24 protein-coding genes are annotated in these 22,613 nt (G+C 55.5%); 20 read left to right on the top strand and 4 right to left on the bottom strand.

Annotated elements, in window-relative coordinates; all coding sequences use genetic code 11:
* The 8 genes from JW937_03430 to purU form a co-directional block, all read left to right on the top strand.
* Positions 1-353: hypothetical protein (locus JW937_03430; GenBank protein MBN1586464.1), on the top strand; the 353-nt coding region annotated here is incomplete at its 5' end.
* 322 nt (positions 354-675) lie between these two features.
* On the top strand, positions 676-879 hold the full coding sequence (locus tag JW937_03425) for a cold-shock protein (protein MBN1586463.1): 204 nt from the start codon (positions 676-678) through the stop codon (positions 877-879).
* A gap of 206 nt (positions 880-1,085) precedes the next feature.
* The gene (locus tag JW937_03420) at positions 1,086-1,589 is read left to right on the top strand and encodes a hypothetical protein (GenBank protein MBN1586462.1); all 504 of its coding nucleotides are present in this window, start codon (positions 1,086-1,088) and stop codon (positions 1,587-1,589) included.
* Between the two features lie 368 nt (positions 1,590-1,957).
* Positions 1,958-3,409 (top strand): glutamate synthase subunit beta, encoded by a 1,452-nt coding sequence (locus JW937_03415; GenBank protein MBN1586461.1) that lies wholly within the window; start codon positions 1,958-1,960, stop codon positions 3,407-3,409.
* A gap of 82 nt (positions 3,410-3,491) precedes the next feature.
* Positions 3,492-4,907 (top strand): hypothetical protein, encoded by a 1,416-nt coding sequence (locus JW937_03410; GenBank protein ID MBN1586460.1) that lies wholly within the window; start codon positions 3,492-3,494, stop codon positions 4,905-4,907.
* Position 4,908: 1 nt separating this feature from the next.
* Positions 4,909-6,198 carry a thiolase family protein gene (locus JW937_03405; GenBank protein MBN1586459.1) on the top strand — a complete coding sequence of 430 codons (1,290 nt, stop codon included), beginning with the start codon at positions 4,909-4,911 and terminating at the stop codon, positions 6,196-6,198.
* On the top strand, positions 6,170-8,329 hold the full coding sequence (locus tag JW937_03400) for an enoyl-CoA hydratase/isomerase family protein (protein MBN1586458.1): 2,160 nt from the start codon (positions 6,170-6,172) through the stop codon (positions 8,327-8,329). Before JW937_03405 ends, JW937_03400 begins: the two co-directional genes overlap by 29 nt.
* Positions 8,329-9,204 carry a formyltetrahydrofolate deformylase gene (gene purU, locus JW937_03395; protein ID MBN1586457.1) on the top strand — a complete coding sequence of 292 codons (876 nt, stop codon included), beginning with the start codon at positions 8,329-8,331 and terminating at the stop codon, positions 9,202-9,204. Before JW937_03400 ends, purU begins: the two co-directional genes overlap by 1 nt.
* Here the strand turns inward: purU and JW937_03390 are convergent.
* The gene (locus JW937_03390) at positions 9,201-9,692 is read right to left on the bottom strand and encodes a cyclic nucleotide-binding domain-containing protein (protein MBN1586456.1); all 492 of its coding nucleotides are present in this window, start codon (positions 9,690-9,692) and stop codon (positions 9,201-9,203) included. The genes purU and JW937_03390 overlap by 4 nt on opposite strands.
* Before the next feature lie 10 nt (positions 9,693-9,702).
* Complete coding sequence (locus JW937_03385) at positions 9,703-10,194, bottom strand: cyclic nucleotide-binding domain-containing protein (protein MBN1586455.1); 492 nt, start codon at positions 10,192-10,194, stop codon at positions 9,703-9,705.
* A 202-nt stretch (positions 10,195-10,396) separates the two neighbouring features.
* On the opposite strand from JW937_03385, the gene JW937_03380 reads away from it, so the two are divergent.
* The 3 genes from JW937_03380 to JW937_03370 are packed head-to-tail and all read left to right on the top strand — an operon-like array spanning position 10,397 to position 13,124.
* Positions 10,397-10,759, top strand: coding sequence for a peptide chain release factor-like protein (locus tag JW937_03380; GenBank protein MBN1586454.1), 363 nt, complete (start codon positions 10,397-10,399; stop codon positions 10,757-10,759).
* Positions 10,746-12,734: a PAS domain S-box protein gene (locus tag JW937_03375; GenBank protein MBN1586453.1), complete on the top strand. Its 1,989-nt coding sequence runs from the start codon at positions 10,746-10,748 to the stop codon at positions 12,732-12,734. Before JW937_03380 ends, JW937_03375 begins: the two co-directional genes overlap by 14 nt.
* 12 nt (positions 12,735-12,746) lie before the next feature.
* Positions 12,747-13,124 (top strand): response regulator, encoded by a 378-nt coding sequence (locus JW937_03370; GenBank protein MBN1586452.1) that lies wholly within the window; start codon positions 12,747-12,749, stop codon positions 13,122-13,124.
* On the opposite strand, the gene JW937_03365 is transcribed toward JW937_03370, so the two are convergent.
* Together JW937_03365 and JW937_03360 are read right to left on the bottom strand one after the other, a co-directional pair.
* A complete protein-coding gene (locus JW937_03365; GenBank protein MBN1586451.1) occupies positions 13,114-13,980 on the bottom strand; it encodes a class I SAM-dependent methyltransferase in 867 nt (288 codons plus the stop codon). The two genes, JW937_03370 and JW937_03365, sit on opposite strands and share 11 nt — an antisense overlap.
* 5 nt (positions 13,981-13,985) lie before the next feature.
* Positions 13,986-14,711: a methyltransferase gene (locus JW937_03360; protein ID MBN1586450.1), complete on the bottom strand. Its 726-nt coding sequence runs from the start codon at positions 14,709-14,711 to the stop codon at positions 13,986-13,988.
* Between the two features lie 337 nt (positions 14,712-15,048).
* On the opposite strand from JW937_03360, the gene JW937_03355 reads away from it, so the two are divergent.
* The 9 genes from JW937_03355 to JW937_03315 form a co-directional block, all read left to right on the top strand.
* Complete coding sequence (locus tag JW937_03355; protein ID MBN1586449.1) at positions 15,049-15,924, top strand: NAD(P)H-binding protein; 876 nt, start codon at positions 15,049-15,051, stop codon at positions 15,922-15,924.
* Positions 15,908-17,815 (top strand): adenylate/guanylate cyclase domain-containing protein, encoded by a 1,908-nt coding sequence (locus JW937_03350; GenBank protein ID MBN1586448.1) that lies wholly within the window; start codon positions 15,908-15,910, stop codon positions 17,813-17,815. Before JW937_03355 ends, JW937_03350 begins: the two co-directional genes overlap by 17 nt.
* Positions 17,816-17,830: 15 nt before the next feature.
* Positions 17,831-18,760: a 4-hydroxy-3-methylbut-2-enyl diphosphate reductase gene (locus JW937_03345; protein MBN1586447.1), complete on the top strand. Its 930-nt coding sequence runs from the start codon at positions 17,831-17,833 to the stop codon at positions 18,758-18,760.
* The gene (locus JW937_03340; GenBank protein ID MBN1586446.1) at positions 18,757-19,401 is read left to right on the top strand and encodes a hypothetical protein; all 645 of its coding nucleotides are present in this window, start codon (positions 18,757-18,759) and stop codon (positions 19,399-19,401) included. Before JW937_03345 ends, JW937_03340 begins: the two co-directional genes overlap by 4 nt.
* 4 nt (positions 19,402-19,405) lie before the next feature.
* The gene (locus tag JW937_03335; GenBank protein ID MBN1586445.1) at positions 19,406-19,678 is read left to right on the top strand and encodes a hypothetical protein; all 273 of its coding nucleotides are present in this window, start codon (positions 19,406-19,408) and stop codon (positions 19,676-19,678) included.
* 189 nt (positions 19,679-19,867) lie between these two features.
* Positions 19,868-20,416, top strand: coding sequence for an MEDS domain-containing protein (locus tag JW937_03330; GenBank protein MBN1586444.1), 549 nt, complete (start codon positions 19,868-19,870; stop codon positions 20,414-20,416).
* A gap of 120 nt (positions 20,417-20,536) precedes the next feature.
* A complete protein-coding gene (greA, locus tag JW937_03325; GenBank protein MBN1586443.1) occupies positions 20,537-21,004 on the top strand; it encodes a transcription elongation factor GreA in 468 nt (155 codons plus the stop codon).
* A 79-nt stretch (positions 21,005-21,083) separates the two neighbouring features.
* Positions 21,084-22,070: a ketoacyl-ACP synthase III gene (locus JW937_03320; GenBank protein MBN1586442.1), complete on the top strand. Its 987-nt coding sequence runs from the start codon at positions 21,084-21,086 to the stop codon at positions 22,068-22,070.
* Positions 22,071-22,111: 41 nt separating this feature from the next.
* On the top strand, positions 22,112-22,613 hold a 502-nt coding region (locus JW937_03315; protein MBN1586441.1), incomplete at its 3' end, for a DUF1957 domain-containing protein.

Here is a 22,613-nt window from a genome sequence, read left to right as displayed (position 1 = left end):
TTCACAGCCGGAACCAGAACGGGATCGGCGATTTACTCATGCATCTGCTGGAAGTGCTGGAGGACCGGCCGGGGTCTGCTTTCCAAAACAGCAGTGCCTTGGATGGGATCCGGGCAGTCCTGCAGGAATTGTCCACGCGCAGCCAGAGGGTGAGGGACGCAGACCCAGCACAGGAGATGGCTCAAAAGCAGCAGATCACCAGAGAAGCCCTGGCCTTTCTGGAGCATGTGGTTGCGGCCTTGGAGTCCCAGGTCACCTATGGGACAAGCACCGGGGTTGCGGTTGGAGCTACCCCGGTGGAGGAGATGCTGCAAGAGCTAACCAGCGTCTCTGAAATGGAACTGGCGCTGTGAGTCTCAAGGGTCCCGGTTCGGGTCCCAGGCAGGCGCTCCGAGTCCAGGTGGTTTGTAACTGATTGCAATACAATCAGTTGAGTTTGTGTGTATTTTCTGACCGCCGCGTCGGTCCTTGGTTCAGCCCTTTCAAACTCCAAAGAATGGCTATTGACCTTGAGGGTTGGGTGTGTTACATTCTACCGTGAAGTTTTCAGCTTTCGAGGACATGACAACATGAACCGTGGAGCTGCAAAGCTTCATGGTTTTTTTTGTGCCCAGCAAGGCCCAGATTGGCTGTTGACCGCGTTGGGTGCGAGTAAGGCAAGGAGGAAAGAAGGAAATGGCTAAAGGAACCGTAAAGTGGTTCAGCGACCAGAAGGGCTACGGATTCATCACGCCCGAGGACGGGTCGAGGGATCTGTTTGTTCATCATAGCGCCATCCAAGAGGAAGGCTTCAAGACGCTCAGGGAAGGACAAGAGGTGGAGTTTGAAGTCACCGAAGGTCCGAAGGGTCCCCAAGCAACGAGTGTTGCTAAGGTCTAGTCGCTGTTTCACTGCATGTACGGGTTTTAAGCTTTTGTCTTGGACTCGCACCATGCTTTTGGTAGTAGCTATTAATGAAAGAGCCGGTTGTGGGATAATACCCGCAATCGGCTCTTTTATATGGAAGCCCGGATATTGCATCAGCCGTTGCAGCAGAAGGACTTAGGCAATGTCCGGGTTAACGCCCCTTAACTGTGAGAGATGCTATGTCAAAGATTGTGAAAATCAGTGCGTGGTGCCTTGTTGTGCTCGGCTTCAGTTTGCCCCTTGCCTTGGCCCAGGACCAAGCCCTCGTGGCCTTGGAGCTGTGGGAGGTGGCTTCGGAGGAGGCCGTAGATGTGACGCAAGTTCCTACCCTGGTGGAAGAGGAAAGCCTCCCCCTGCTCAATGGCTCAAAGCTCGTGATTTACGATTCAGAGATCGAGAGCGCGGAATTTATTTATCCGGGAGCGCCGCAAATGTTGGGCGGGCCCATGGGCTACCAACCTCCCAGAATCATGGTTCAGGTAGATGAGAGCCGCTGGAAAGACATTGAGGAATATACCGGAGCGCGTATCGGGAAACAGCTCGCTTTGGTGGTGCGGGGCCAGGTCGTGTTTAGCTTTTCTCTGGAAGAACCCTTGATGGACGGAAGTTTTCCGCTTGTCGGGGGTTGGACCAGCCTGCAGGCCGAGCAGATCCGGGAGGATATCTGGTATGGCGTGGAATAGGATTCTTGCGCCTCGACAGTCCGGCTTGAGTGCATGGCCCAAATCTCCTAAGATTTTTTAATATTATGAGTTATGATTGTGAGTCATTTGGCCCCTGAGCTGCCAATACCCGGGATATGATGTACATCAGGGCCCTGGCCAGGGTATTGCACCAGTCTCCGGCAAAAGACGTGGGAAATTCCCGGAACTGCTGCGTTATGCTCCCTCAGCCGTCCTCACCGTATCGCACCGGATACGCCTGCGGGGTCCTCGGTCGCAAGCCTTGCATTCCCGGCCAGTTGCAACGTTTTTGCTGGAATACTTGTGCAATATCCTGGCTAGGATGGTATCCTAGCTTTCCTGATTTTTTTGCCTACCAGGAGTGGATGATGCGAGAAGATGATGCATTTTTGAACGTGAAGCGCGCCAAGGGCAAATACCGCCCTGTCCAGGAGCGCGTCAAGGACTTTCGCGACGTGGCTGTGCCGCGCGATGAGAAGACTTCTCAAGAGCAAGCCACCCGTTGCATGGATTGCGGCACCCCGTTTTGCCACTGGGCCTGCCCCATCGGCAATTATGTTCCGGACTGGAACCAGGAATTGGCCAAGGGAAATTGGGAAGAGGCCTACCGCGTGCTCCAGCGCACCAACAATATCCCGGAGATGACCGGCCGCCTTTGCCCGGCTCTGTGTGAATCCGCCTGTGTGTTGGTCGATGTGCGGGACGAGGCGGTGACCAACCGTGATAACGAGCTCGCTGTGGTGGAGCACGCTTTTGCCAACGGTTACGTCAAACCGCATCCGCCCAGCAAGCGCACGGGCAAGAAAGTGGCTATTGTGGGCTCCGGGCCTGCGGGTTTGTGTTGCGCCGATCAACTCAACAAAGCCGGCCACAAAGTCACGGTTTATGAGAAGGCGGACAAGCTCGGCGGCATGCTGCGCTACGGGATTCCCGATTTCAAATTGGAAAAGCATTTGATTGACCGGCGCGTTGCCGTTTGGGTTGAAGAGGGGATTGATTTCAAGACGAGCGTCAATGTGGGCCAGGATCTGTCGGTTGAGCAGCTCCTCAAAGACAATGACGCGATTTGTTTGGCCGGTGGTTCGCGGCGTCCGCGGGATTTGCCTGTGCTCGGCCGGGAACTTCAGGGCATTCACTATGCCATGCCTTATTTGACCCAGTCCAACCAACGGGTGATGGGCGCCAAGGTGGATCCTAAAAACGGCATTGATGCAAAAGGCAAGAACGTGGTCGTGATCGGCGGCGGAGACACAGGCTCGGATTGCGTGGGCACGGCCAACCGGCAGGGCGCCAGGCAAGTGGTCCAGATTGAGCTCTTGCCCAAGCCGCCTGAAAGCCTGGATCCGGATCTGATTTGGCCGGACTATCCTGCCATTCTCAAAACCACCACCAGCCATGAGGAAGGCGGAGAGCGCGATTGGTCCATTCTCACCAAGCGCTTTATCGGGGAAAAAGGCCAGGTTAAGAAACTCGCTTGTGTGCGGATAGAATTCATCCAAAAAGACAAGAAGTCCCGGCCGGAAATGAAAGAGATCCCGGGATCCGAGTTCGAGATCGAGGCGGATTTGGTTATCTTGGCCATGGGCTTTCTTTCGCCCGAGGGCAAAGGTCTGTTGGAAGAGCTGGGTGTGGAGCGGGATGAACGCGAGAATGTCAAAACAGATGAGAACTATCAAACCTCGATCGAGAAAGTCTTCTCTGCCGGCGACATGCACCGCGGGCAGTCGCTCGTGGCCTGGGCCGTGTGTGAAGGCCGCAATGCCGCACACTATATTGATACCTACCTGATGGGCAAATCCAAACTTCCGTTGATGCGTTAGGCTGTCATCCTGCTTTTTCTTACGTCGCTCAACAGTGATACAATGGCTCTGATCTGTAATCCACGCTTGGGAGGGGGCACCCGTGGAAAGCCGCAGTCTGACCATTGTCTTTACAGACATGAAGGGTTTTACAAGCCGCACGAGCAGCCAGAGCCGCACTGCCACCGAAGAGATGATCTTCCGGCACAAAGAGCTGCTTCTTCCGGTCATCAAGAAGCGCGGCGGCCAGCTCATCAAGAGTATCGGCGACGCCTTTCTTCTTACCTTTGAAAGTCCCACGGACGCGGTTCTCGCGGGCATGGATATCCAAGAAAAACTCCGTAAGTTCAACCTCAGTGTGCCTTCGCCCGATCGCATAGAGGTCCGGGTTGCCATTAATACGGGCGAGGTCATTGTGGATGAGGGCGATGTGTACGGTGAGGCCGTCAATATTGCCTCCCGTATTGAAGGCATTGCCGAACCCAACGAAGTCTACTTTACGGAATCCACCTACCTCTCGATGAATAAGTCCGAAGTTCCGTCAGCCGAAATCGGCTACCGTCTCCTCAAAGGCATTCCCGAAAAGATCAAGATCTTCAAGGTGCTCAAAGAGGGCCAGACTGCGCCTGCTTTGAGTGGATCGGGTATGCGGGCTGTGCCTGCAGTGGCTTCGGGTCCGCCTCCGGACAAGAAGTACGTTGTCTGGATTCTGGCCTTGGTCTTAGGTGTGGCCGGGGTGGCGCTTGCCGTGCACCAGATGGGTGAAATCAAAAGGCAGCAGAAAGAGACCGAGATCCGGCAATGGCTGGAGGATTATCGCCGGGGTGTGCGGGACCTGGAAGGGCAAAGCGCGGAATTTGAAGAACAGATTCGCCAAGGCCGGGATGACGGCGCGCATTTTCGCGGAGCATTCCAGCGAGTGAGCGGAGATCTCGCGCGCATTCGTGAACAGCTTCCGGTCTACAGGGATCGTCTGAATCAGCGCATTGAACGGGGTCTGAGCGAGGCCGCAGGATTCCAGGATGAGCAACGGATTCAGGAAATCCGGCAGCGCGAGGCCGGGCTGGAGCAGGTTCTTAACGAGTGGGAAGGCCGCTTTGAAGGCGCTGCGCGCGCAGAGGAGGAGCTTTCCCGCCAACTGCAAGAGTGGTCCTGGGCGGCTGAAGAGTGGCGCAAGGCAGCCAATGAGTTTAGACGCAGGATCGAAGGCCTCGGCGATGAGCTCAACTCCAACAAAGCCTTGGAGGAATGGTCTTGGGTCATGGACCAGCGAAATGAGGAACTGGAGGTTCTGCGCTACGACCTGGATCAGGTCATCCGGGATGCGGGAAGGGCATTTTTGGATGTTCGCCATGTGGAGGAGGCTTTGCAGCAGAGCGAGGAACTCTTGCGCGAATGGGAACGTATGGCCCGGGAGTTTGGCTTGCGAATGCAAGGGCCACAGCAGCAACAACCTCAACAGCGACCGATGCCCGATCAATACAACCAACCACAGAGCCAGAAACAGAGAAGGTACTAATATGCCAGGTGTCGTCCTTATTGATGGAATCCGGACTCCCTTTCTCAAGTTCAACACTGAGTTTAAAGAGATGCGGGCAGTGGATTTGGCTGCTTTGGTGATCAGGGAACTCGTCGAGCAGCTCGAACTGGATCCTGCGGCCGTTGATCATGTAATTATGGGGAACGGCGCTCAGCCTGCGGATGCGCCCAATGTGGCCCGCTATGCAGCGCTCAAGGCGCGGCTTCCCGTTGGAGTGCCCGCCTATACCGTGCAGCGCAACTGTGCCGGCGGAATGCAGTCCATTACTGAGGCGGCCATGCTTATTCAACTGGGCCATGCGGAGATTGCCCTTGCCGGCGGGACTGAGAGTATGAGCAATATCCCGCTGATGTATCCCAAGTCCTTCCAGAATAAGATGACGGCCCTGTCCCGCGCCAAGACGCCTTTGGACAAACTGCAGGTAGTAACTTCCTTTAGACCACAGGATTTTAAACCCGTTGTCGGTCTTATCATGGGGTTGACTGATTGTTATTGCGGGATGGGGATGGGGCAGACCGCTGAGATCCTGGCCAAGAAGTATAAGATCTCCCGTGAGGCCCAGGATGAATTTGCCCTCGGCAGTCACTTTAAGACAGCTGCAGCTTGGGATGCCGGCCGTCTGGCCGGGGAAGTGATGACTGTGTATCCGCCGGGCAGGAAGCCTGTGGTTGTTAGCCAAGACAACGGGTATCGATCCAATCAAAACATGGAGGCTTTATCCAGGCTCCGGCCGGTTTTTGACCGCAAATTCGGGACGGTTACCGCGGGGAATGCGTCACAGATCACAGACGGTGCGAGTGTTCTTGCCGTGATGGCTGAGAAAAAGGCCAAGGCCCTGGGCTATGCGCCTAAAGTTTTTATCAAGTCCTGGGCCTATGCGGGGAATGAACCCACGGAGATGGGCTTGGGGCCGTACTTTGCGACAGCCAAGGCTTTGGACCGGGCTGGGCTCAAGCTCAAAGACATGGGGCTTATCGAACTCAACGAGGCCTTTGCCACACAGGTCCTGGCCAACGAAGTGGTTTTTTCTTCCAAGCAGTTTGCGCAAGAGCATCTGGGACGCCAGGAGCCCCTGGGTGAAATCAACCGGGACATTCTCAATGTCAATGGCGGCGCGATCGCGCTGGGCCATCCGATCGGGACTTCCGGGAACCGGATTGTACTGACCCTAATGAGAGAAATGGAAAGACGCGATGTGCAGTTTGGCCTTGCCACACTGTGTGTCGGAGGAGGACAAGGCGGTGCCATCATCCTTGAAAGAGCTCGATGATTCACAGATCAATCCGTATCTGAGCTATGCCCTGACAGATTCGGGGATTGCCGTTATCACTCTGGACAGCCAAGACGCAAAGGTCAATGTACTGAGTTCCCCGTTTATGCATGCACTGGACACGGTCGTGCAGGCCCTGGCCGCGGACACTGCGGTGAGCGGGGCGGTTTTCCGCAGTGCAAAGCACAACAACTTTATTGCAGGCGCCAATATTGAAGAATTAGCCGCGGTGGATAATGTGGACGACGCATACATTCTGGCGCGTAAAGGGCAATCTGTTTTTCAGCAAATTGACGACCTGCCTTTTCCGGTGGCCGCAGCCGTCAACGGCACGTGCATGGGCGGCGGGACCGAACTCATCCTGGCCTGCGATTACCGCTTGGCCGCATCAGGCGGCGCCAAGATCTCACTGCCTGAGATCAAATTAGGGATTTACCCGGCTTGGGGAGGTTCCCAGCGCCTGCCCCGTTTGATTTCTTTGCAGGCGGCGCTGGACATGATCCTTACCGGAAAGACCCTGGATGCCGGGCGCGCCCTCAAGACGGGCTTGGTGGACGAGGTGATCCCGGATGAGCTCTTGGCCAAGTATTCAATAGTGTTTGTTGAGGAGATCATTCGCAAGGGCGGGGCTAAGTACAAGCGTGCCCGCGCAAAGAACCGGGGTGGTTTGAAGAATGTTTTGCTCGAGAAAAACAAATTCGGCCGCGAGTTTCTCTTCAAACAGGCGCGCAAGAATGTGCTCAAGAGTACGGGAGGAAATTATCCGGCTCCGCTTGTGGCTTTGGAGGTGGTGCAAAGGGGAATTGAAGGAACACTGGAAGACGGCTTGGAGATCGAAGCCAGTGCTTTGGGCCGGCTCCTGACAACTCCGGAACATAAGAGCCTTGTGCATGCCTTCTACCTGAGTAACCGGCCCAAGAAGCAGACGGGTGTGGATGCAGATGTGGGACTTCTGCCCGTGGAGAGTGCGGCGGTGGTGGGCGCGGGAGTGATGGGCGGCGGAATTGCCCAGCTCTTGGCGGCTAAGGGATATCCGGTGCGCATGAAGGATATTGCGGAAAGCTGTGTGGCAGAAGGTCTTCGTCACGCGGAGTCGGTTTTTAACGAGGGGGTTAAGCGCCGCCGGATCAAGCCCTTGGAACGCGAGATGGGCATGGATCGCATCACGGGTACCATCACATATACCGGTTTTTCCCAAAGGGATATTGTGATCGAGGCCGTGGTCGAAAACATGGAAATCAAAAAGGCTGTGCTGGCGGAGATCGAGGACTATGTGAGTGAGGATGCGTTGTTGGCCTCCAATACCTCGGCGCTGTCTTTGACCGAAATGCAATCTGTTCTCAAGGTGCCGGAGCGTTTGGGCGGAATGCACTTCTTCAATCCCGTGCACCGGATGCCTCTCGTCGAAGTGGTGCGCGGGAATCAAACCAGCGACGAGACGGTGGCAACTCTCTTTGATCTTTCCAAGAAACTCGGCAAGACTCCCATTGTGGTTAAGGACAGTCCCGGATTTTTGGTGAACAGGCTTTTGGGAGTGTATTTGAACGAAGCCTGTGTCCTGGCTGAAGAGGGCTTTGATTTTGAGTGGATTGACCGCATTGTGAAGAGCTTCGGGATGCCCATGGGGCCTTTCCGCCTCAATGATGAAGTGGGGATTGACGTGTCCGTGGAGGTGGCCAAGACCTTGGCCGGGGCCTTCGGCGGCTATTTGGAGGCGAGCGGACTTTTGCCCAAGATACTCGGAGGAGGACTTTTAGGTAAGAAGTCGGGGCGGGGGTTCTACCTCTACAAAGGCGGCCGGAGTGCGGGCGCCAACACCTCAGTGCGCCAGTTTGCCCCGGGTATCAAGCAGGTTAATGAAGATGAGGCGATTGCGCGGATGATGTACTTGATGATCAACGAGGCGGCCCGATGTTTGGAAGAGGGGGTGGTGCAAGGACCGCACGAGGTGGATATCGGGATGATCTTCGGCACAGGCTTTCCGCCCTTCCGCGGAGGCGTGTGCAAGTGGGCGGACGGTATCGGACTCAGGCGGGTGGAAGAGAGGCTGCATCAGTTTGAGGCACGCTTTGGAAAGCGCTTCGCCCCGGCCGGGTACCTGACTGCGAGAAAGAGCTTCTATAACGACTGATGGATACAAATTCCACGACCACAGAATCCGCAATTCTTTTGATTCATTGTCCGGACCAGAAGGGTTTGGTCGCGGCCGTGACTCAATTTGTGAGCGGGCACAACGGGAATATCCTCAATCTGGAGCAGCATGTGGACGCCTCCGAGGCGGCCTTTTTCATGCGCGTGGAATGGGATCTTAACGGTTTTCAGATTCCGCGGGGCGAAATTGGGAATGAGTTCGAACGCCTTGTAGCCCAAGGCTTTGGGATGAAATATGAGCTGCATTTTTCCTCGGATGTGCCGCGCATGGCCGTTTTTGTGTCCCGGCAGACGCATTGTCTGTACGACATCCTTTCGCGTGTGCAGGTGGGGGAGTGGCAAGTGGAACTGCCCCTGGTGATCAGCAATCATCCGGAGATGTCTTCGGTGGCTGGTCAATTCGGAGTGGATTTTCACTTTTTGCCCGTGACCCAGGACAACAAGAGAGACCAGGAACAGAACCAGCTCGCGCTCCTAAAAAAGCACAAAATCGATTTTATTGTGCTGGCGCGCTACATGCAGATTTTAACGGGTGATTTTATTGCGCATTATCCGAACAAGATCATCAATATCCATCATTCCTTTTTGCCCGCTTTTCCCGGAGCGCGCCCCTATCACTCCGCGCACCAGAGAGGGGTTAAGATCATCGGAGTGACCAGCCATTATGTGACTTCCGACTTAGACGAAGGACCGATTATTGATCAGGACGTGGTCCGCATCTCCCACCAGGATTCCGTGAAAGATATGATGCGAGTCGGCAAGGATCTTGAGAAGGTCGTGTTGTCCCGCACGATCCTCAGGCATTTGCAGCGCAAGGTTCTGCCCTACGGAAACCGCACGGTTGTGTTTGTTTAAACCGCGATATACAGATCTTCGTCGGCCAGGAAGCCTTCCATCTTGGCGCGGAAGAGTTTAAGGCTGGTCTCGCGGAGTTTCTGGCTGACGATACGGCCCATATTGGCCTGGATGAGCGCAAACTCTTCGAGATTGTGTTTGCGCACTTCGTACAGTGCGGAGGTAGGAATCTCCAAAACAGTGCAGTCTTCAAGGGCTTTGACCGAGGCGCTGCGCAGCCGGAGGTCCAGAAGGGACATCTCCCCGAAGCACTGGCCCGCCTTGAGTGTTTTGATCTGACGGTCAAAACCGTTCCAATTTTTCAGAATGGCCACCTTGCCGCAATCAATGACATAAAAAGAGGCAGCCGGATCATTTTCATGGAAGAAGTACTTGCCCTCTTTCAGGGTCACTGTGTTGGAGAGTTCGGAGATGATATTGATCGTGTCTTTAGTTGCTCCGTCAAAAACGGGAATTTGCTGAAGCAGGGCAGTGCGGGTCGGGCTCATGGTGTTCCTTTCAGACGTCGTAGTACAACTCTTCCGCGCCCAGGTATCCCTGCATCTTGGCGTTGAAGAGCCGCTTACTCGTCACGCGCAGCCTCCGGCTGATTTCGCGCCCCATATTCATGTAAATCAGGGCGAACTCTTCGAGATCCCTTTGGCGGAGCTCATCCAGGATTGCACTGGTGATCTCAATCACTGTGCAATCCTCCACTGCCTGAACCGATGCGCTGCGCGGTTGCAGATCAATGAGGGACATCTCCCCGAAGCAGTCTCCGGTGGAGAGCGTCTTAATTTCCTGGCCGTAGCCTTTCCAACTCTTTTGAATGGACAGTGTTCCCTCCAGCACGACGAACATGCTTCCGCCTTCATCCTCTTGCTTAAAGAAGAATTCTCCTTGGGGAATGGAACGGGTTTGGGATTTTTCGAGTAGCCACTCCAGAGAGTCGTTGCGAAGGCCTCCGAAAATGGCCATGTTTTGCAGGAGTTCGATTTGTTTTGCATCCATGGAGGTATTTTCAGGGAATCTCTCTCTGAAATCAATAGCCGTGCTCGACACCTGCCCGAGTGTTTAGATATACTTCTAACGTTTGAACTTACGGAGAGCGGGGGGCTGCGCGCGCCATCTTTGGGGGACACAGATCCCCACGTCGCTGGCGCTCCTCGGGATGACGGACTTGTTGGACGCCCGCTCAACCAGAAAGTGAGTCATGTCAGCAATCCGTCCGGAAAAAGAGCGGGAATTGAAAGCGCGCATGCAGGCAGCGGGCCTTCGCGAAGAGGACATAGAAGAGAAATTTGTGCGCTCCTCCGGTCCCGGGGGCCAGCATGCAAATAAGACAGCCACCTGTGTGTACTTGAAACACAGGCCTTCGGGCATTGAAGTCAAAATGCAAAAGGAGCGCTCTCAGGCCCTTAATCGTTTTTTGGCTCGCAGGGTTTTGTCGGAGCGCTACGAAAGGGAAGTGCTGGGCCAAGAGACGCCTGAGCAGTCCCAAGCCGCCAAGATTCGCAAGCAAAAGCAGCGCCGGGTTCGGCGCCGCTCCAGCAAGAGCGACCATGGAATCGAATAGCAAAACTCCAGGTCTGATTTTGGCAATCTGTGTGATGGTCACGGTGGGACTACTGGCCTGGCAGGGCTGGAGTCTGTTCACCACTTTGAGCCGCGGACAGTTGGCGCGCGAGCAATCCATCCGTGTGCAGGAACTGCGCGGAGACCTGACCCGCCTAAATGAAATTTTGGCGCTTTCCGTGCGCATGGCCGCGGCCACAGGGGACATCCAGTGGCAAGTCCAGTATGACGAGCACCGGCAGGAGCTGGAAGCCCTGGTCGAGGAGGCAATGGACCTTGCTTCCGGGGCCTACCAGGGGGATTGGGTGGAGGATACCGAGGCTGCCGCGCGCGAACTCGTGAATTTGGACAGGCGTATGCTCAATTTGGTGCGCAACGGCTCCAAAGTTGAAGCGCAGGGTGTGCTCTTTAGTGAGGCTTACACCGTGGCGCGACAGGTCTATGCGGACGGCATGCGGCAATTCGACGAGGGCATGGCTTTGGAGGCGCGAGAACTCCTCGGTTCCCATCACCGTCAGATTTTGGTTCAAGCGCCGGTTACGCTTTCCCTGCTTCTTCTGCTCTTGGCTCTCTTGGCGATCATCATTGTGCTGTTTAGGGGTTGGCGGCGGGTGACGCTGCAACGCGAGAGCCAGCTCGTGACCGAGGCGAGCAAGCTGGCGGAACTCAACCGCGACTTGGACAAGAAGGTGCAAGAGTTGGACCGGCAGATCTCCGAGCAAAAGGCCCAACTGGAGGTCAGGAATCTGCCTCCTCCTCAGGAACGTGTGATCATGGAAAGGATCACGGAGCACAAGCAAACAGACGAACATTTTCGTTTGGCCGTGGAGTCCTCTCCGAGCGGAATGGTGATGATCAATGAGGAGGGTCAGATGGTGCTCGTCAACTCCGAGGCTGAAAAGCTTTTCGGCTACCGGCGCGACGAGCTTCTGGGAAGACCCGTGGAAATCTTGGTGCCTGAGGCCTCCAGAGGGAAACACCCGGAATTTGTGCGGAAGTACTTTGAGGAACCCAATACCGTGGTTATGGGCCTGCGCCGCGAGCTGGCCGGGCAGCGCAAGGACGGCAGTTGCTTTCCGGCGGAAATCGGGCTGAATCCTATCCGCACTTCCGAAGGACTCTTTGTGTTGAGTTCCGTCATCGATATTACGGAACGCAAGCAGGCAGAGGAAGAGCTTCAGCGCGCCCATGAGGAACTCAAAAAGTCTCATGACGAGCTCAAGGCAACGCAACTTCAGCTCATCCGGGCCGCGAAGATGGAATCCATCGGCCGCCTGGCTGCAGGAGTCGCCCACGAGGTCAAGAATCCCTTGATGACCCTGATTATCGGAATCAAGTACTTGGCCCAACACCTCAAATCGCAGAGCGCGGATGTCATCACCTTGCTTGGGGATATGGATGACTCGGTGCAGAGAGCGGACCGCATCGTCAAAGGGCTTCTGGATTTTTCGGCTCCCGTGCAGCTGGAAATCACGGTGGAAGACATCAACTCCGCAATCGAGGAAGCCCTTAGGCTGATGAAGCACGAGCTCGACAAGGAACAGATCACGGTGGAAAAGGATCTGGCGTATCCCTTGCCGCCGATCCGTATTGACATCAACAAGATCCAGCAGGTCCTCATCAATATCATCACCAATGCCGCTCATTCGATGAAAGGAGGCGGCAAATTGACGGTCCGAACCCAGCTCCTGGACCTGGAGGCCGGTGACGATATTGTGGGGCGCCGGAAAGACGACCCTTTCAGAGTCGGGGATACCGTGGTTAAAATAGAAGTAGCTGATACCGGCCGGGGAATCAGCCAGGATAAGCTGGAAAAGATCTTTGATCCCTTCTTCACGACCAAGGCTGCAGGCGAGGGGACCGGGCTGGGTCTTTCTGTGGTAAGACAGATTGTTGAAATGCATAAAGGGGTTATTAAAATCGAGAATAGAGCAACTGGGGGGGTTGTAGTTACGATCGTACTCAGAACCGAGTAAGGAGAAGTCCTCATGGAGAAGAAACGCATCCTGGTCATTGATGACGAAGTGACCGTGACGCGGGGACTGAAGCTTTACCTGGAAGGAACAGGTAATTACGAAGTCCGCACCGAGAACGAAGGGGCAAAGGGAGTGGAGGCCGCCCGCGAGTTCTTGCCGCACATTATTGTGCTCGATGTCATTATGCCGGACGTGGACGGCGGATCAGTGGCAATGGAGATTAAGGCGGATAGCATGGTCAAAGATACGCCGATAGTCTTTTTGACTGCCATTGTTTCCAGGGAAGAAGTCGTGGCTCAGGACAATCTTTTCCACGGGCATCCCTTCCTGGCGAAGCCCGTCAGTCCGGAAGAGCTGGTCAACACGATCGAGACCGTAATTAATTCGTAGTCTTGCGGTGAACGAGGTAATTGCCTCCGTGCTTTTCTCTGAACGAGAGGCGAAGCGATTTGGGTTGGTTCCAGAGCCCGAGGCGGCTGCCGAGGCGTGACCAGCGGCTCTCTTTGAGTTGCCCGAGGAATCGGAGTCCGTGGCCGGCCAGCATGCGGTTGAAAATTGGCACATCCGCGTACTGAAGGTTCTTTTCCAAGTGAGCGCCCTCATGCGTAAAGGTGGAGTAGCTGATGAGCACTCCACCTTCTTTTATGGCGGCCGCGATCTTGGCGATGGCGCCTCCGAGATCCCAAAGGTGCTCAAAGACATCGGTGGCGTAGACAGCGTCGTAGTGTCCGGCGGGCAGGGTTTCCTCGTTGGTATAGGTGCGCACGTCTAGGCCCTTGCTTTGGAAACGCCACTTGGCGAAGTCGAGCGTGGGTCCGGGCACATCCAAATAATCGCACTCCAATCCGGCTTTTCGAAGGGCCACGCACAGATCTCCGGAACCCCCTCCAAAATCCAAGGCACGCTTCACCCGGAACTTACGGCTGGCTTGAATCAGAAAATGCCTTGCTTGGGTCCGGAATGAAGCCCCCTCCAAATAGAGATTCCCGAAAACATAGCGGGAAGTGGTTGAGTAGTAGCCCGTCACCTGGCTTTCGGTAGGAGAGACTTCCAGGGTCTTGTGGATCTCTTCGTCTTCGGTGCAGAGCTGCTGGATGGGACCGGCCGCCACTTCGGAAAAAGGCTTTCCATAGTAGTCTTCCAATTCCTTAGCCACGGACAGCAGCCGGTCTGTATCCATGGGACAGGGGTCAATGCGCAGATCCTTGCGCAACTGCTCGAACAGTTCGATGACTTGTTGTTCCATAAGGGCTAGCTCCAATCGACTAAGCCGGTGCCTGTCCAATGGCCGAAGGAACTCAGGTCCAGCTTGGGTCTGCGAATGTCCTTCCAAATTCTTAACATATTCCACACTCTAATATCATCCAGGACCAGCAGGGGCTGTGTCTTGGGGGTAAGGGTCCCCATTAGATCCAGAAAACGTTGTTCCATGACACCATCTTTGGCAGCGTCCAGAAAGATGAGGTCGGCTTGGGCCAGGAGCTCTTGATGTTTGGCAAAATCCTCCGGCTGCGTGAGGTCGTCGGTGTATTGAAGCAAAGAGCCGTCCTCAAAGTCTTTCTTTTCCAGAGATATCTCAGGAGCCAGGGCCCAGGGGATGATATCAAACGTGACGATCCGGGCCCCCTTGGGCAGCGTTTGCTTCATGGCCAGGGCGGAGATGCCGCTCGCGGTACCGATCTCCACCACACATTTGGGTTGAAGCACACGTGTGATTCCGGCAAGAAGGCGGTAGTGCTCGCCCGGCCACAAATTCAGAAGTTCGGGATTGCAGTCCCGGCGCCCGGCGAGGGAATCCAGAGAAATCTTCTTCGCAGCCTCAATGGATTGAAGGGCGATATTAAAGAGCCGGTCCGAAGCTTGGGAATCAGCGTCATCCGCGCAGGAAATGGCGGAGTATTCCGCGTGACGGGACTCAAAGGGAATCGGCAGAAGTTTACGGATAAGGGATTTTTTTATTCGCTGGGGCAAAGTCATCGTATTGTCCTCTCTAACCCGGATATTGCATGAGTCTCCGGCAAAAGACACCGGAAACGACCGGCACTACTGCGTTGTGCTCCCTCGGCCGTCCTCAACGTATCGCACCGGATATGCCTGCGGGGTCCTCGGGCGCACGTCTTGTATTGCCGGTCCTTTGCGTCCCTTTTGCTCGAGCTCTGATGCAATATCCGGGCTAATCGTGGCATCGGCCTGCTTGATTCTGTAGAATAGTGACAAGACGCATAAAGGTACGATTAGTCTAGCCCAAGAGGCAGGCTTGTGTCCCCACAATCTCCTGCGTCAAACTTTGAGTGAGGTGAGTTTGAAAATTCTGGTGGCGGGTGCAACAGGATTGTTGGGACGGCCGGTTGCGCAGCGACTTCTCTCAGATGGTTTTGAGGTGCGGGTGCTTGCCCGGGATCCGGCCAAGGCCCGCCGGTTTTTTTCGCAGCAATACGAGGTGGTTGCCGGGGATGTCGAGGATCCGGCTTCTTTAGTCCAGGCCATGACGGGTTGTGAGGGCTTGCACATTAGCCTTGCGGGCTACGGGCCGGAGATGACCTACCGTATCGAGCATTTGGGTACGGCCAATTTGGTGGAGGCTGCTGTTGCGAATGGGCTGCGGCGCATAACCTACCTCTCGGGCGCCACGGTTTGCGCCCAAAATCGCTGGTATCCTAACATCAATGCAAAACTCAAGGCTGAGGCGGCCATCGAGGCCTCGGGCATTCCCTTTACGATTTTCCGCGCGACCTGGTTTATGGAATCCCTTCCCAAGTTTGTTCAGGGCAATCGCGCCTTGATTCCCGGCGCTCAGGCGCACCCGCGCCACTGGGTGGCGGCCGGGGACTATGCGCGAATGCTCAGCCGCGCATACGGCACTGCGGCTGTTGCGAATAAGCGACTGTATGTTTTTGGCCCGCAAGCGCATACAATGTTTGAGGCAGTGTCCCAGTATTGCCGGTGGCTGAGACCGGATATCAAGACAATGCATGTTCCCTTGTGGCTTGGCGAGGTCAGGGCCTTTGCAAAGCAGGACTCTTTGCTGAGGGCGCAGATCGCTACGATGCGCTATTTCAATCAAAGTCCTGAACAAGGGAATCCGGCTGAGGCCAATGCCTTGCTTGGGGTTCCGGAGATCAATCTGGAACAGTGGTGCCGCACCTACGGATCTCAAAAACGCGAGGAATCTGTTGAGTATCAGACCTAGGCCTGTTCGCGTATCGCGGGAACATCGCTATCCGAATCTTTCGGTTGCCGAAGTTTGGCGGCTGCTGGCCGATACCGAGTCCTTCCACCGCCGCACCAGTTTGCCTCCGATGATTTTCAGTCCCTTGGCTTACAACAATACAGGCTACTACCGCACCGCTTCGCTCAAAATCTTTCAAGGCATCCGGGTTCGGTGGACCGAATTGCCTTATGAATGGGTGGGCCATCAACGTTTCAGTCTGATGCGCAGTTTTGAAAGCACTCCTTTTGAATCCATGATTACAGGTGTGGAGATTCGCCCGGGCAATCCCGGCACTGTAGTGCGCGCCTTTACCCAGGTGGCTCCGCGCATTTCGCTGGCATGGCCCCTGGCACATTTTGCGGGCATCTGTCATGCGGATTTGGTTCACAGTTATTGCAGGAAGATCTCCCGCATCCAACTGCAGAGAGCCCGCGGTTTGCAGGAACAGGAGAACCCTGACGTCCAAGTGCGCGAGAAGAAACTCAACGAGGCCATGGGGCTCATGCTTTCCGCGCCTTTGGAGCGAAGCCTTCTGGAACCTTTGCGGGAGCTGCTCTTGAACGGCAATGATGACGAGGTCCTGCATATTCGAGCGGCGGATTTGGCCATGCGTTGGTCTGCAGACCGCACACAAGTGCTTCAGATGTTGCTTTATGCGGCCAAGGCCGGGGTCTTGGACTTGGACTGGCGGGTTCTCTGTCCGGTATGCCGTGTGCCCAAAGCCGGTGCGGGGCAGATGCGTTTTTTGCCCAGCCGTGTGCGTTGTGATGTATGCGCCAAGGAATATGAGACGGAGCTCGGGGAGGCTGTGGAGCTCACGTTCACGGTGAATTCTCAGGTCCGCAAGATTCCGGAGCAGCGTTTTTCTGTGGGAGGTCCGTTGGAAACGCCGCACATTTTGATTCAGCAATATCTCAAACCCGGAGAGAGCCGGCATCTGCGCCTGAATTTGGATGAGGGACCGTATCAAGCGAGGGTTCTGCGACTTAATGATCTTTGCGCGGTCAATGCTGTGCCCGATCGCTATGAAGGCTCCGAAGATCACTTGAGCTTGCGTTACACGGCCCAGGGTTGGAAGGGCAAAGAAACGCGCTATTCTCCGGGAAAGGTTGTGCTGGAACTCCGCAACGAGAGCCGGCGGGATATCGTGGTGGTTCTGGAGCAGACCCAGTGGTCCGGGAATGTGAGTACTGCCTTTGAAGTGGCCACTTTGCAGGAATTCCGGGATCTCTTCCCTTCGGAAATTTTGCCGCCCCGCCGGCGGGTGCAGGCCCAGGCCTTGACCGTGATGTTTACGGATCTCGGTCCTTCCACCCGGCTCTATGAGGATATGGGCGAGGAAGAGGCCTACAGTCTGGTGCGCAGTCAAGTGGAGATTTTGCGCAAGATTGTTCAGCAGAACAGGGGGACCTTGGTTAAGACCATGGGGGATGCCACGCTCTCGGTGTTTATGGAACCTGCCAAAGCAGTCGCCGCGGCCTTTGGGATTCGAACGGCCTTGCAGAGTGAGCTCGGGTCTGTGCTTGCGGGAACGGGCGCGGGTTTGCGGGTGGGCCTATGTTCGGGCCCGGCCTCTTTGGTGAATGCCGAAGGACGTATCGATTATTTTGGCCGCACCGTGAACCTTGCAGCGCGCATCCGCGATTGTGCCGGGGTTTGGGAGATCCTCATGCCCCGGGAGATGGCCCAAGATCTTGATGTGGAGGAAGTCCTCTCCGGAATGAGTGCGTCCATGGCAGATCATACCCTTAGTCTTGAGAGCTTGGGCTCAGAGCTCCGGCTTATTCGTCTCCCGGTCCGGGGACACAATAGAGTCGGTTCCACCGACACAATTGTGTCCCCGAAAATAGGTATTGTTTCCCCGGACTGATATACTATTTCCCTTATGTCCGTCCAAACAGTCATCCTTGCATCCCCCAGAGGTTTTTGCGCGGGCGTGGAACGGGCCATCGAGATTGTCGAACGGGCCCTGGCACGCCACGACCGGCCGGTCTATGTGCGTAAAGAGATCGTACATAACCAACTTGTGATCAAGTGGTTGTGCGAAAAAGGGGCCAATTTTGTGGACGAGTTGGACCAGGTCCCTGACGGAGCTCTGGCCATATTCAGTGCGCACGGAGTTTCCCCGGCAGTGCGCGAAACCGCCCGGGCCCGGCACCTGCACGTGATTGATGCGACCTGCCCGCTGGTGACCAAGGTGCACAATGAGGCCAAACGCTACGCGCGGGAGGGCTACACCCTTCTTTTGGTCGGGCATTCGGGTCATGAAGAGGTGGAAGGCACCATGGGCGAGGCCCCGCAGCATACGATCCTCATTCAAAATGAGGATGATGCCCGCTTCATTAATGTGCCCAACCCAGAGCGGGTGGCCGTGATCACTCAGACAACCCTGAGCATCGATGACACCCAAGCGATTGTGGGGATCCTCAAGGAGCGCTTCCCCGCGTTGGTTGTCCCCAAGAAGGACGATATTTGTTATGCCACACAGAACCGGCAGAATGCGGTCAAGCTCATGGCTCAAAGAGCGCAGCTTGTCCTGGTGGTCGGCTCTAAAAACAGTTCCAATTCCATCCGCCTTACCGAGGTGGCCAAGAGTTTGGGTTGTGAATCCTATCTCATCAACGATGCCGGCGAGGTGGACCCCAGCTGGTTCGAGAAGGTGGAGTGTGTGGGCGTGACCTCAGGGGCCTCGGCGCCCGAACAACCCGTTCAAGAATTGCTGGATTATCTGAAGAAGATGGGTGCCCGGAAGATCGAAATTCTGGAGTACGTGAAGGAAGACGTCGACTTTGCCATACCTGCGGAGCTTCAATGACCACTCGAACCCTTGCTCGAATTGATGAAACCCTGGACACCCTTGAAGAGGGGAGTCTGCGTTATCAGGTACTGGATTGTGCGAAGCGATTCAAGACAACCTGGATGGAATTGGGCCAAGCCCTGGTCTCGGTCAAGCGCGACCGGCACTTTAAGGAGTGGGGCTATTTGACCTTTGAGGCCTATTGCGTGAAAGAGATCGGCATCAAAAAGCCGACGGCGCAGAAGCTGCTAATGTCCTACACATTTCTGGAGCAGGAGGAGCCGGTCTATCTGCGGCAGCAGACGTCTGCTCCTGAAAAAGGAGCCAAGATTCCGGACTATGAATCCGTCAATGTGTTGCGGCTCTTGCGCAGTAAGAAGGATTTGCCTGCGGAGGATTATCAGATTATCCGGGCCGATGTCTTGGAAAAGGGGAAGGAGGCTGCGGAGGTTCGCAAGGATGTGAGGGCGCTCATGAAGCAGATCGCCCCTGTGGATCCGGAGGAAGAGCGCCAGAAGCGGCGTTCTGCCGTGCTTAAGCGTCTGGTGACCAGTATGAAATCCGTGAAGCAGGAGATCGAGGTGGCCAAGATGTTGCCCGCCGCCTTGCTCAAAGAGATCGAAGCTTTGGCAGCCAAGCTCGAAGCGCAAATCGGATAATGCCTTGATCGAAGAATCCGACGAAAAGATTCTCCCGGATCCCGATATCCCTAAGCAATTCCGTGAGGACATGACCGAGCCCTCGACGGCGGAACGGCCTTGCCCGCACTGTGGCCAAGCCATCAACGAGGAGGTCATTCGCTGCCTCTATTGCGGGGAAATGGTTGCCGGCGGCAAGTCCGGCTTCATGCCCTGGCTCCGCACCTCGATGGGCCGTGATGTGGCTGCCCTGATTGCCATACTGATTCTAATTAGCATCCTAGGATGGCTTTTTTAAAGTTATCCGCCCAAAGGCTCCATAATAAATCGTGTCATGTCTCAAAAAATTTCATTGGGAACTAATAAAAGCCAGAAAATGCGCCCCCATCTTTGACATTGCCCAAACATCGCGTAAGCTCTTGAGTAGGTACTGTGCCGTTTTTTCCCTTATATTCACTGATGCCATCATCAGAAGGACGGGAACACCATGGACCACACTCCGCTTAAAAACGATCAAATGCATGGATGCCTTGTGTACGATAACCAGGAGCAATTCTTGGAGCGCACAATTGCTTACGTGCGCGATGGGATCGAGTCCGGGGACAAGGTGGTCTTTATGCTCGGGGACATTGATTCCAAGGAGTGGATCCGCGCCTATGACCACGTGGCGCATGGTTTGGATGAGGCCCTCAACAGCGGTCAGTTGCTTTTGCCCACTCTTGAGCAGATGGAAAAAATCCTTGGCAAGGTCACTCCCGGCGTTGTCATCGACCGATGGCGTCAGATGATTATTGAGGCCCTGAAAGAGGGTTACGAGGGCTTTCGCGGCGGTGGGGATGCCTCCTGGTTGAAGAATTATTTCAATGCGGATGACGGAATTATGTACGAGCTTGGCGTGTCCGAGCTCTTTGATGAATTCCCTATCATGGGCTTGTGCTGCTACAAGCGAGACCAGTTCCCCAAGATGTACCTCGACCTCCTTTGCTCCAAGCATGTCCATCCTTGGCAGCCTGTCCTTCCCCAGTGGATCTCCTGAGTTATAATGGCTCAGACCGGTGTCAGGCACCAGTGCCTGACACCGGTGCCTGACATTCCGGTCAGCCAGTAAATCCACGGTTTGAAGAACAGCGAGTATTGCTAAGCACCAGAGGAACCCATGGCACAAAGATTCTTATCCCGCGAAGGCCTGCAGAAGCTCCAGAATGAACTGCAGGAACTCAAATCCAAGCGCGTTGAAACCTCCCGTATTATCGAGACTGCCCGTCATCACGGAGATCTGCGGGAGAACGCTGAGTTCCATGCGGCCAAAGAGGACCAGGGGCGGCTTGAAACCCGTATTGCTCAATTGGAAAGCACCATCGCCGAAGCGCGAATTCTGGACGAGGAAGACATTGATTCCGATAAGATTCTTCTGGGCTGCACGGTCGTGCTCAAGGACCTAAAAAAAGGCAGACAGGTTACCTATTCCATTGTGGATCCTGAGGAGATGGATATTGCGCAGGGCAAGATCTCGGTGGCTTCGCCCATTGCCAAAGGGCTTTTGGGGCATAAAGTGGGCGAAAAGGTCAAGGTCAGTATTCCCGCCGGGGATCTGGAGTACCAAGTCGAAGAGATCAGTCGTTGACAAAGCCGCAACGCGGTGCCAGGCACTGGTGCCTGGCACCAGTGCCTGGCACCAGGTTTTGAGCTAAAAGAAGGTCTCCGTGCACGCAAGAATCCGCGCTACAGGCCATTATGTTCCTCCGAAAATCCTCACTAACGCCGACCTGGAAAAACTCATGGACACGACAGATGCTTGGATTGTGGAGCGCACGGGCATCCGCGAACGCCATGTGGTGGAGCCTGGGGTGGGACCTGCCGACTTAGCGCTTGAGGCCACGAAACAGGCCCTTGAGGAAGCGGGCTGGCAGCCTCAGGACATTGAATTCATTATATTTGCTACCCTAAGCCCGGAAATGCCTGCCCCGGGCTCTGCGTGCCTCTTGCAGGAGAAGTTGGGAATTGCCCCGGTTGGGGCCTTGGATATCCGCACTCAATGTTCGGGATTCGTGTACGGTCTGTCTATTGCAGATGCTTTCATTCGTAGCGGCATGTATCGCCGTGTTCTTTTGGTCGCTTCTGAAGTTCAATCGCCCTTCTTGGATATGAGTACCCGCGGTCGAGACACAGCCGTGCTCTTCGGAGATGGCGCGGGCGTCGCACTCCTTGAAGCTGCCGAGGAACCGGGCGTGCTTTCGACACACTTGCATGCAGACGGGCGTTATGCCCGCGAGCTGTGTATCCAGTCCCCCTCGAGTTTGGACCATCCTCCCATATGCCCTGAGCGTATGCAACAAGGCAAACACTACCCCTACATGAACGGCCGGGAGGTCTTCAAGACTGCGGTGGCCACCTTTCCCAAGGCTGTCAAAGAGGCCCTGGCTCACAATGGTCATGGTTTGGAGGATCTGGATTTGCTGATTCTCCACCAGGCCAATGCCCGGATTGTTGAGGCTGTCGCCCGGTTTCTGCGCCTGCCGCCCGGGAAGATGTTCAACAATATTGAGAAGTATGGGAACACAACGGCTGCCTCCATTCCCATTGCCTTGGATGAGGCGCGCAAGGCCGGCCGGGTCCGGGACGGGGCTCTTGTCTGCCTGGCTGCTTTTGGCGCGGGTTTTACCTGGGGCTCCGCCCTTATTCGCTGCTAGCCCGCATTCCGCCTGAGTGTTATGCTAGAACTCCAAACATCATGAACGGCAACTTCGTACTGGTACTGCACAGCCATTTACCTTATGTCCTGCAGCACGGCCGCTGGCCTCACGGGAGCGACTGGCTTTGCGAGGTTGCGGTCGGCGCCTATCTACCCATTCTGGATATGCTGGAACAGCTTATCGCAGAAGGAGTTAGCCCCAATATTACCCTGAATATCACTCCGATTCTTCTGGAGCAGCTGGCCTCGCCCCTGTTTAAGGCCGAGCTCGACGACTATTTGTCCAACCGGATCGAAACCTGCAGGGATAATGAGCACGATTTTACGAGCCGGGGCCAGGTTGATCTGGCCAGGGCGGCTCAATACTGGTCCAAGCGCTTGGACCGGGTCCGGGAGATATGGAATACCCTGGACAAGGATATTGTCGGGGCCTTTGGCCGGCTCTCTGATGCCGGACATCTGGAAATCATTACCAGTGCGGCTACCCATGCCTATCTGCCGCTGCTGAGCAGGGATGCCAGCATTCGGCTCCAGTTCCGTT

This window comes from Candidatus Omnitrophota bacterium (assembly GCA_016929445.1).
In the GTDB taxonomy this organism is placed as follows: Bacteria; Omnitrophota; Gorgyraeia; order JAFGIU01; family JAFGIU01; genus JAFGIU01.
The sequence above is the reverse complement of the archived record's forward strand: the minus strand, read 5'-3'. Positions and strand labels throughout refer to the sequence as shown.

Coding starts and splice junctions, on each gene's coding strand:
- JW937_03425 (MBN1586463.1), top strand. CDS start 676: ATGGCTAAAGGAACCGTAAAGTGGTTCAGCGACCAGAAGGGCTACGGA.
- JW937_03420 (MBN1586462.1), top strand. CDS start 1,086: ATGTCAAAGATTGTGAAAATCAGTGCGTGGTGCCTTGTTGTGCTCGGC.
- JW937_03415 (MBN1586461.1), top strand. CDS start 1,958: ATGCGAGAAGATGATGCATTTTTGAACGTGAAGCGCGCCAAGGGCAAA.
- JW937_03405 (MBN1586459.1), top strand. CDS start 4,909: ATGCCAGGTGTCGTCCTTATTGATGGAATCCGGACTCCCTTTCTCAAG.
- purU (MBN1586457.1), top strand. CDS start 8,329: ATGGATACAAATTCCACGACCACAGAATCCGCAATTCTTTTGATTCAT.
- JW937_03390 (MBN1586456.1), bottom strand. CDS start 9,692: ATGAGCCCGACCCGCACTGCCCTGCTTCAGCAAATTCCCGTTTTTGAC.
- JW937_03385 (MBN1586455.1), bottom strand. CDS start 10,194: ATGGATGCAAAACAAATCGAACTCCTGCAAAACATGGCCATTTTCGGA.
- JW937_03380 (MBN1586454.1), top strand. CDS start 10,397: ATGTCAGCAATCCGTCCGGAAAAAGAGCGGGAATTGAAAGCGCGCATG.
- JW937_03375 (MBN1586453.1), top strand. CDS start 10,746: ATGGAATCGAATAGCAAAACTCCAGGTCTGATTTTGGCAATCTGTGTG.
- JW937_03370 (MBN1586452.1), top strand. CDS start 12,747: ATGGAGAAGAAACGCATCCTGGTCATTGATGACGAAGTGACCGTGACG.
- JW937_03365 (MBN1586451.1), bottom strand. CDS start 13,980: ATGGAACAACAAGTCATCGAACTGTTCGAGCAGTTGCGCAAGGATCTG.
- JW937_03360 (MBN1586450.1), bottom strand. CDS start 14,711: ATGACTTTGCCCCAGCGAATAAAAAAATCCCTTATCCGTAAACTTCTG.
- JW937_03345 (MBN1586447.1), top strand. CDS start 17,831: ATGTCCGTCCAAACAGTCATCCTTGCATCCCCCAGAGGTTTTTGCGCG.
- JW937_03340 (MBN1586446.1), top strand. CDS start 18,757: ATGACCACTCGAACCCTTGCTCGAATTGATGAAACCCTGGACACCCTT.
- JW937_03330 (MBN1586444.1), top strand. CDS start 19,868: ATGGACCACACTCCGCTTAAAAACGATCAAATGCATGGATGCCTTGTG.
- greA (MBN1586443.1), top strand. CDS start 20,537: ATGGCACAAAGATTCTTATCCCGCGAAGGCCTGCAGAAGCTCCAGAAT.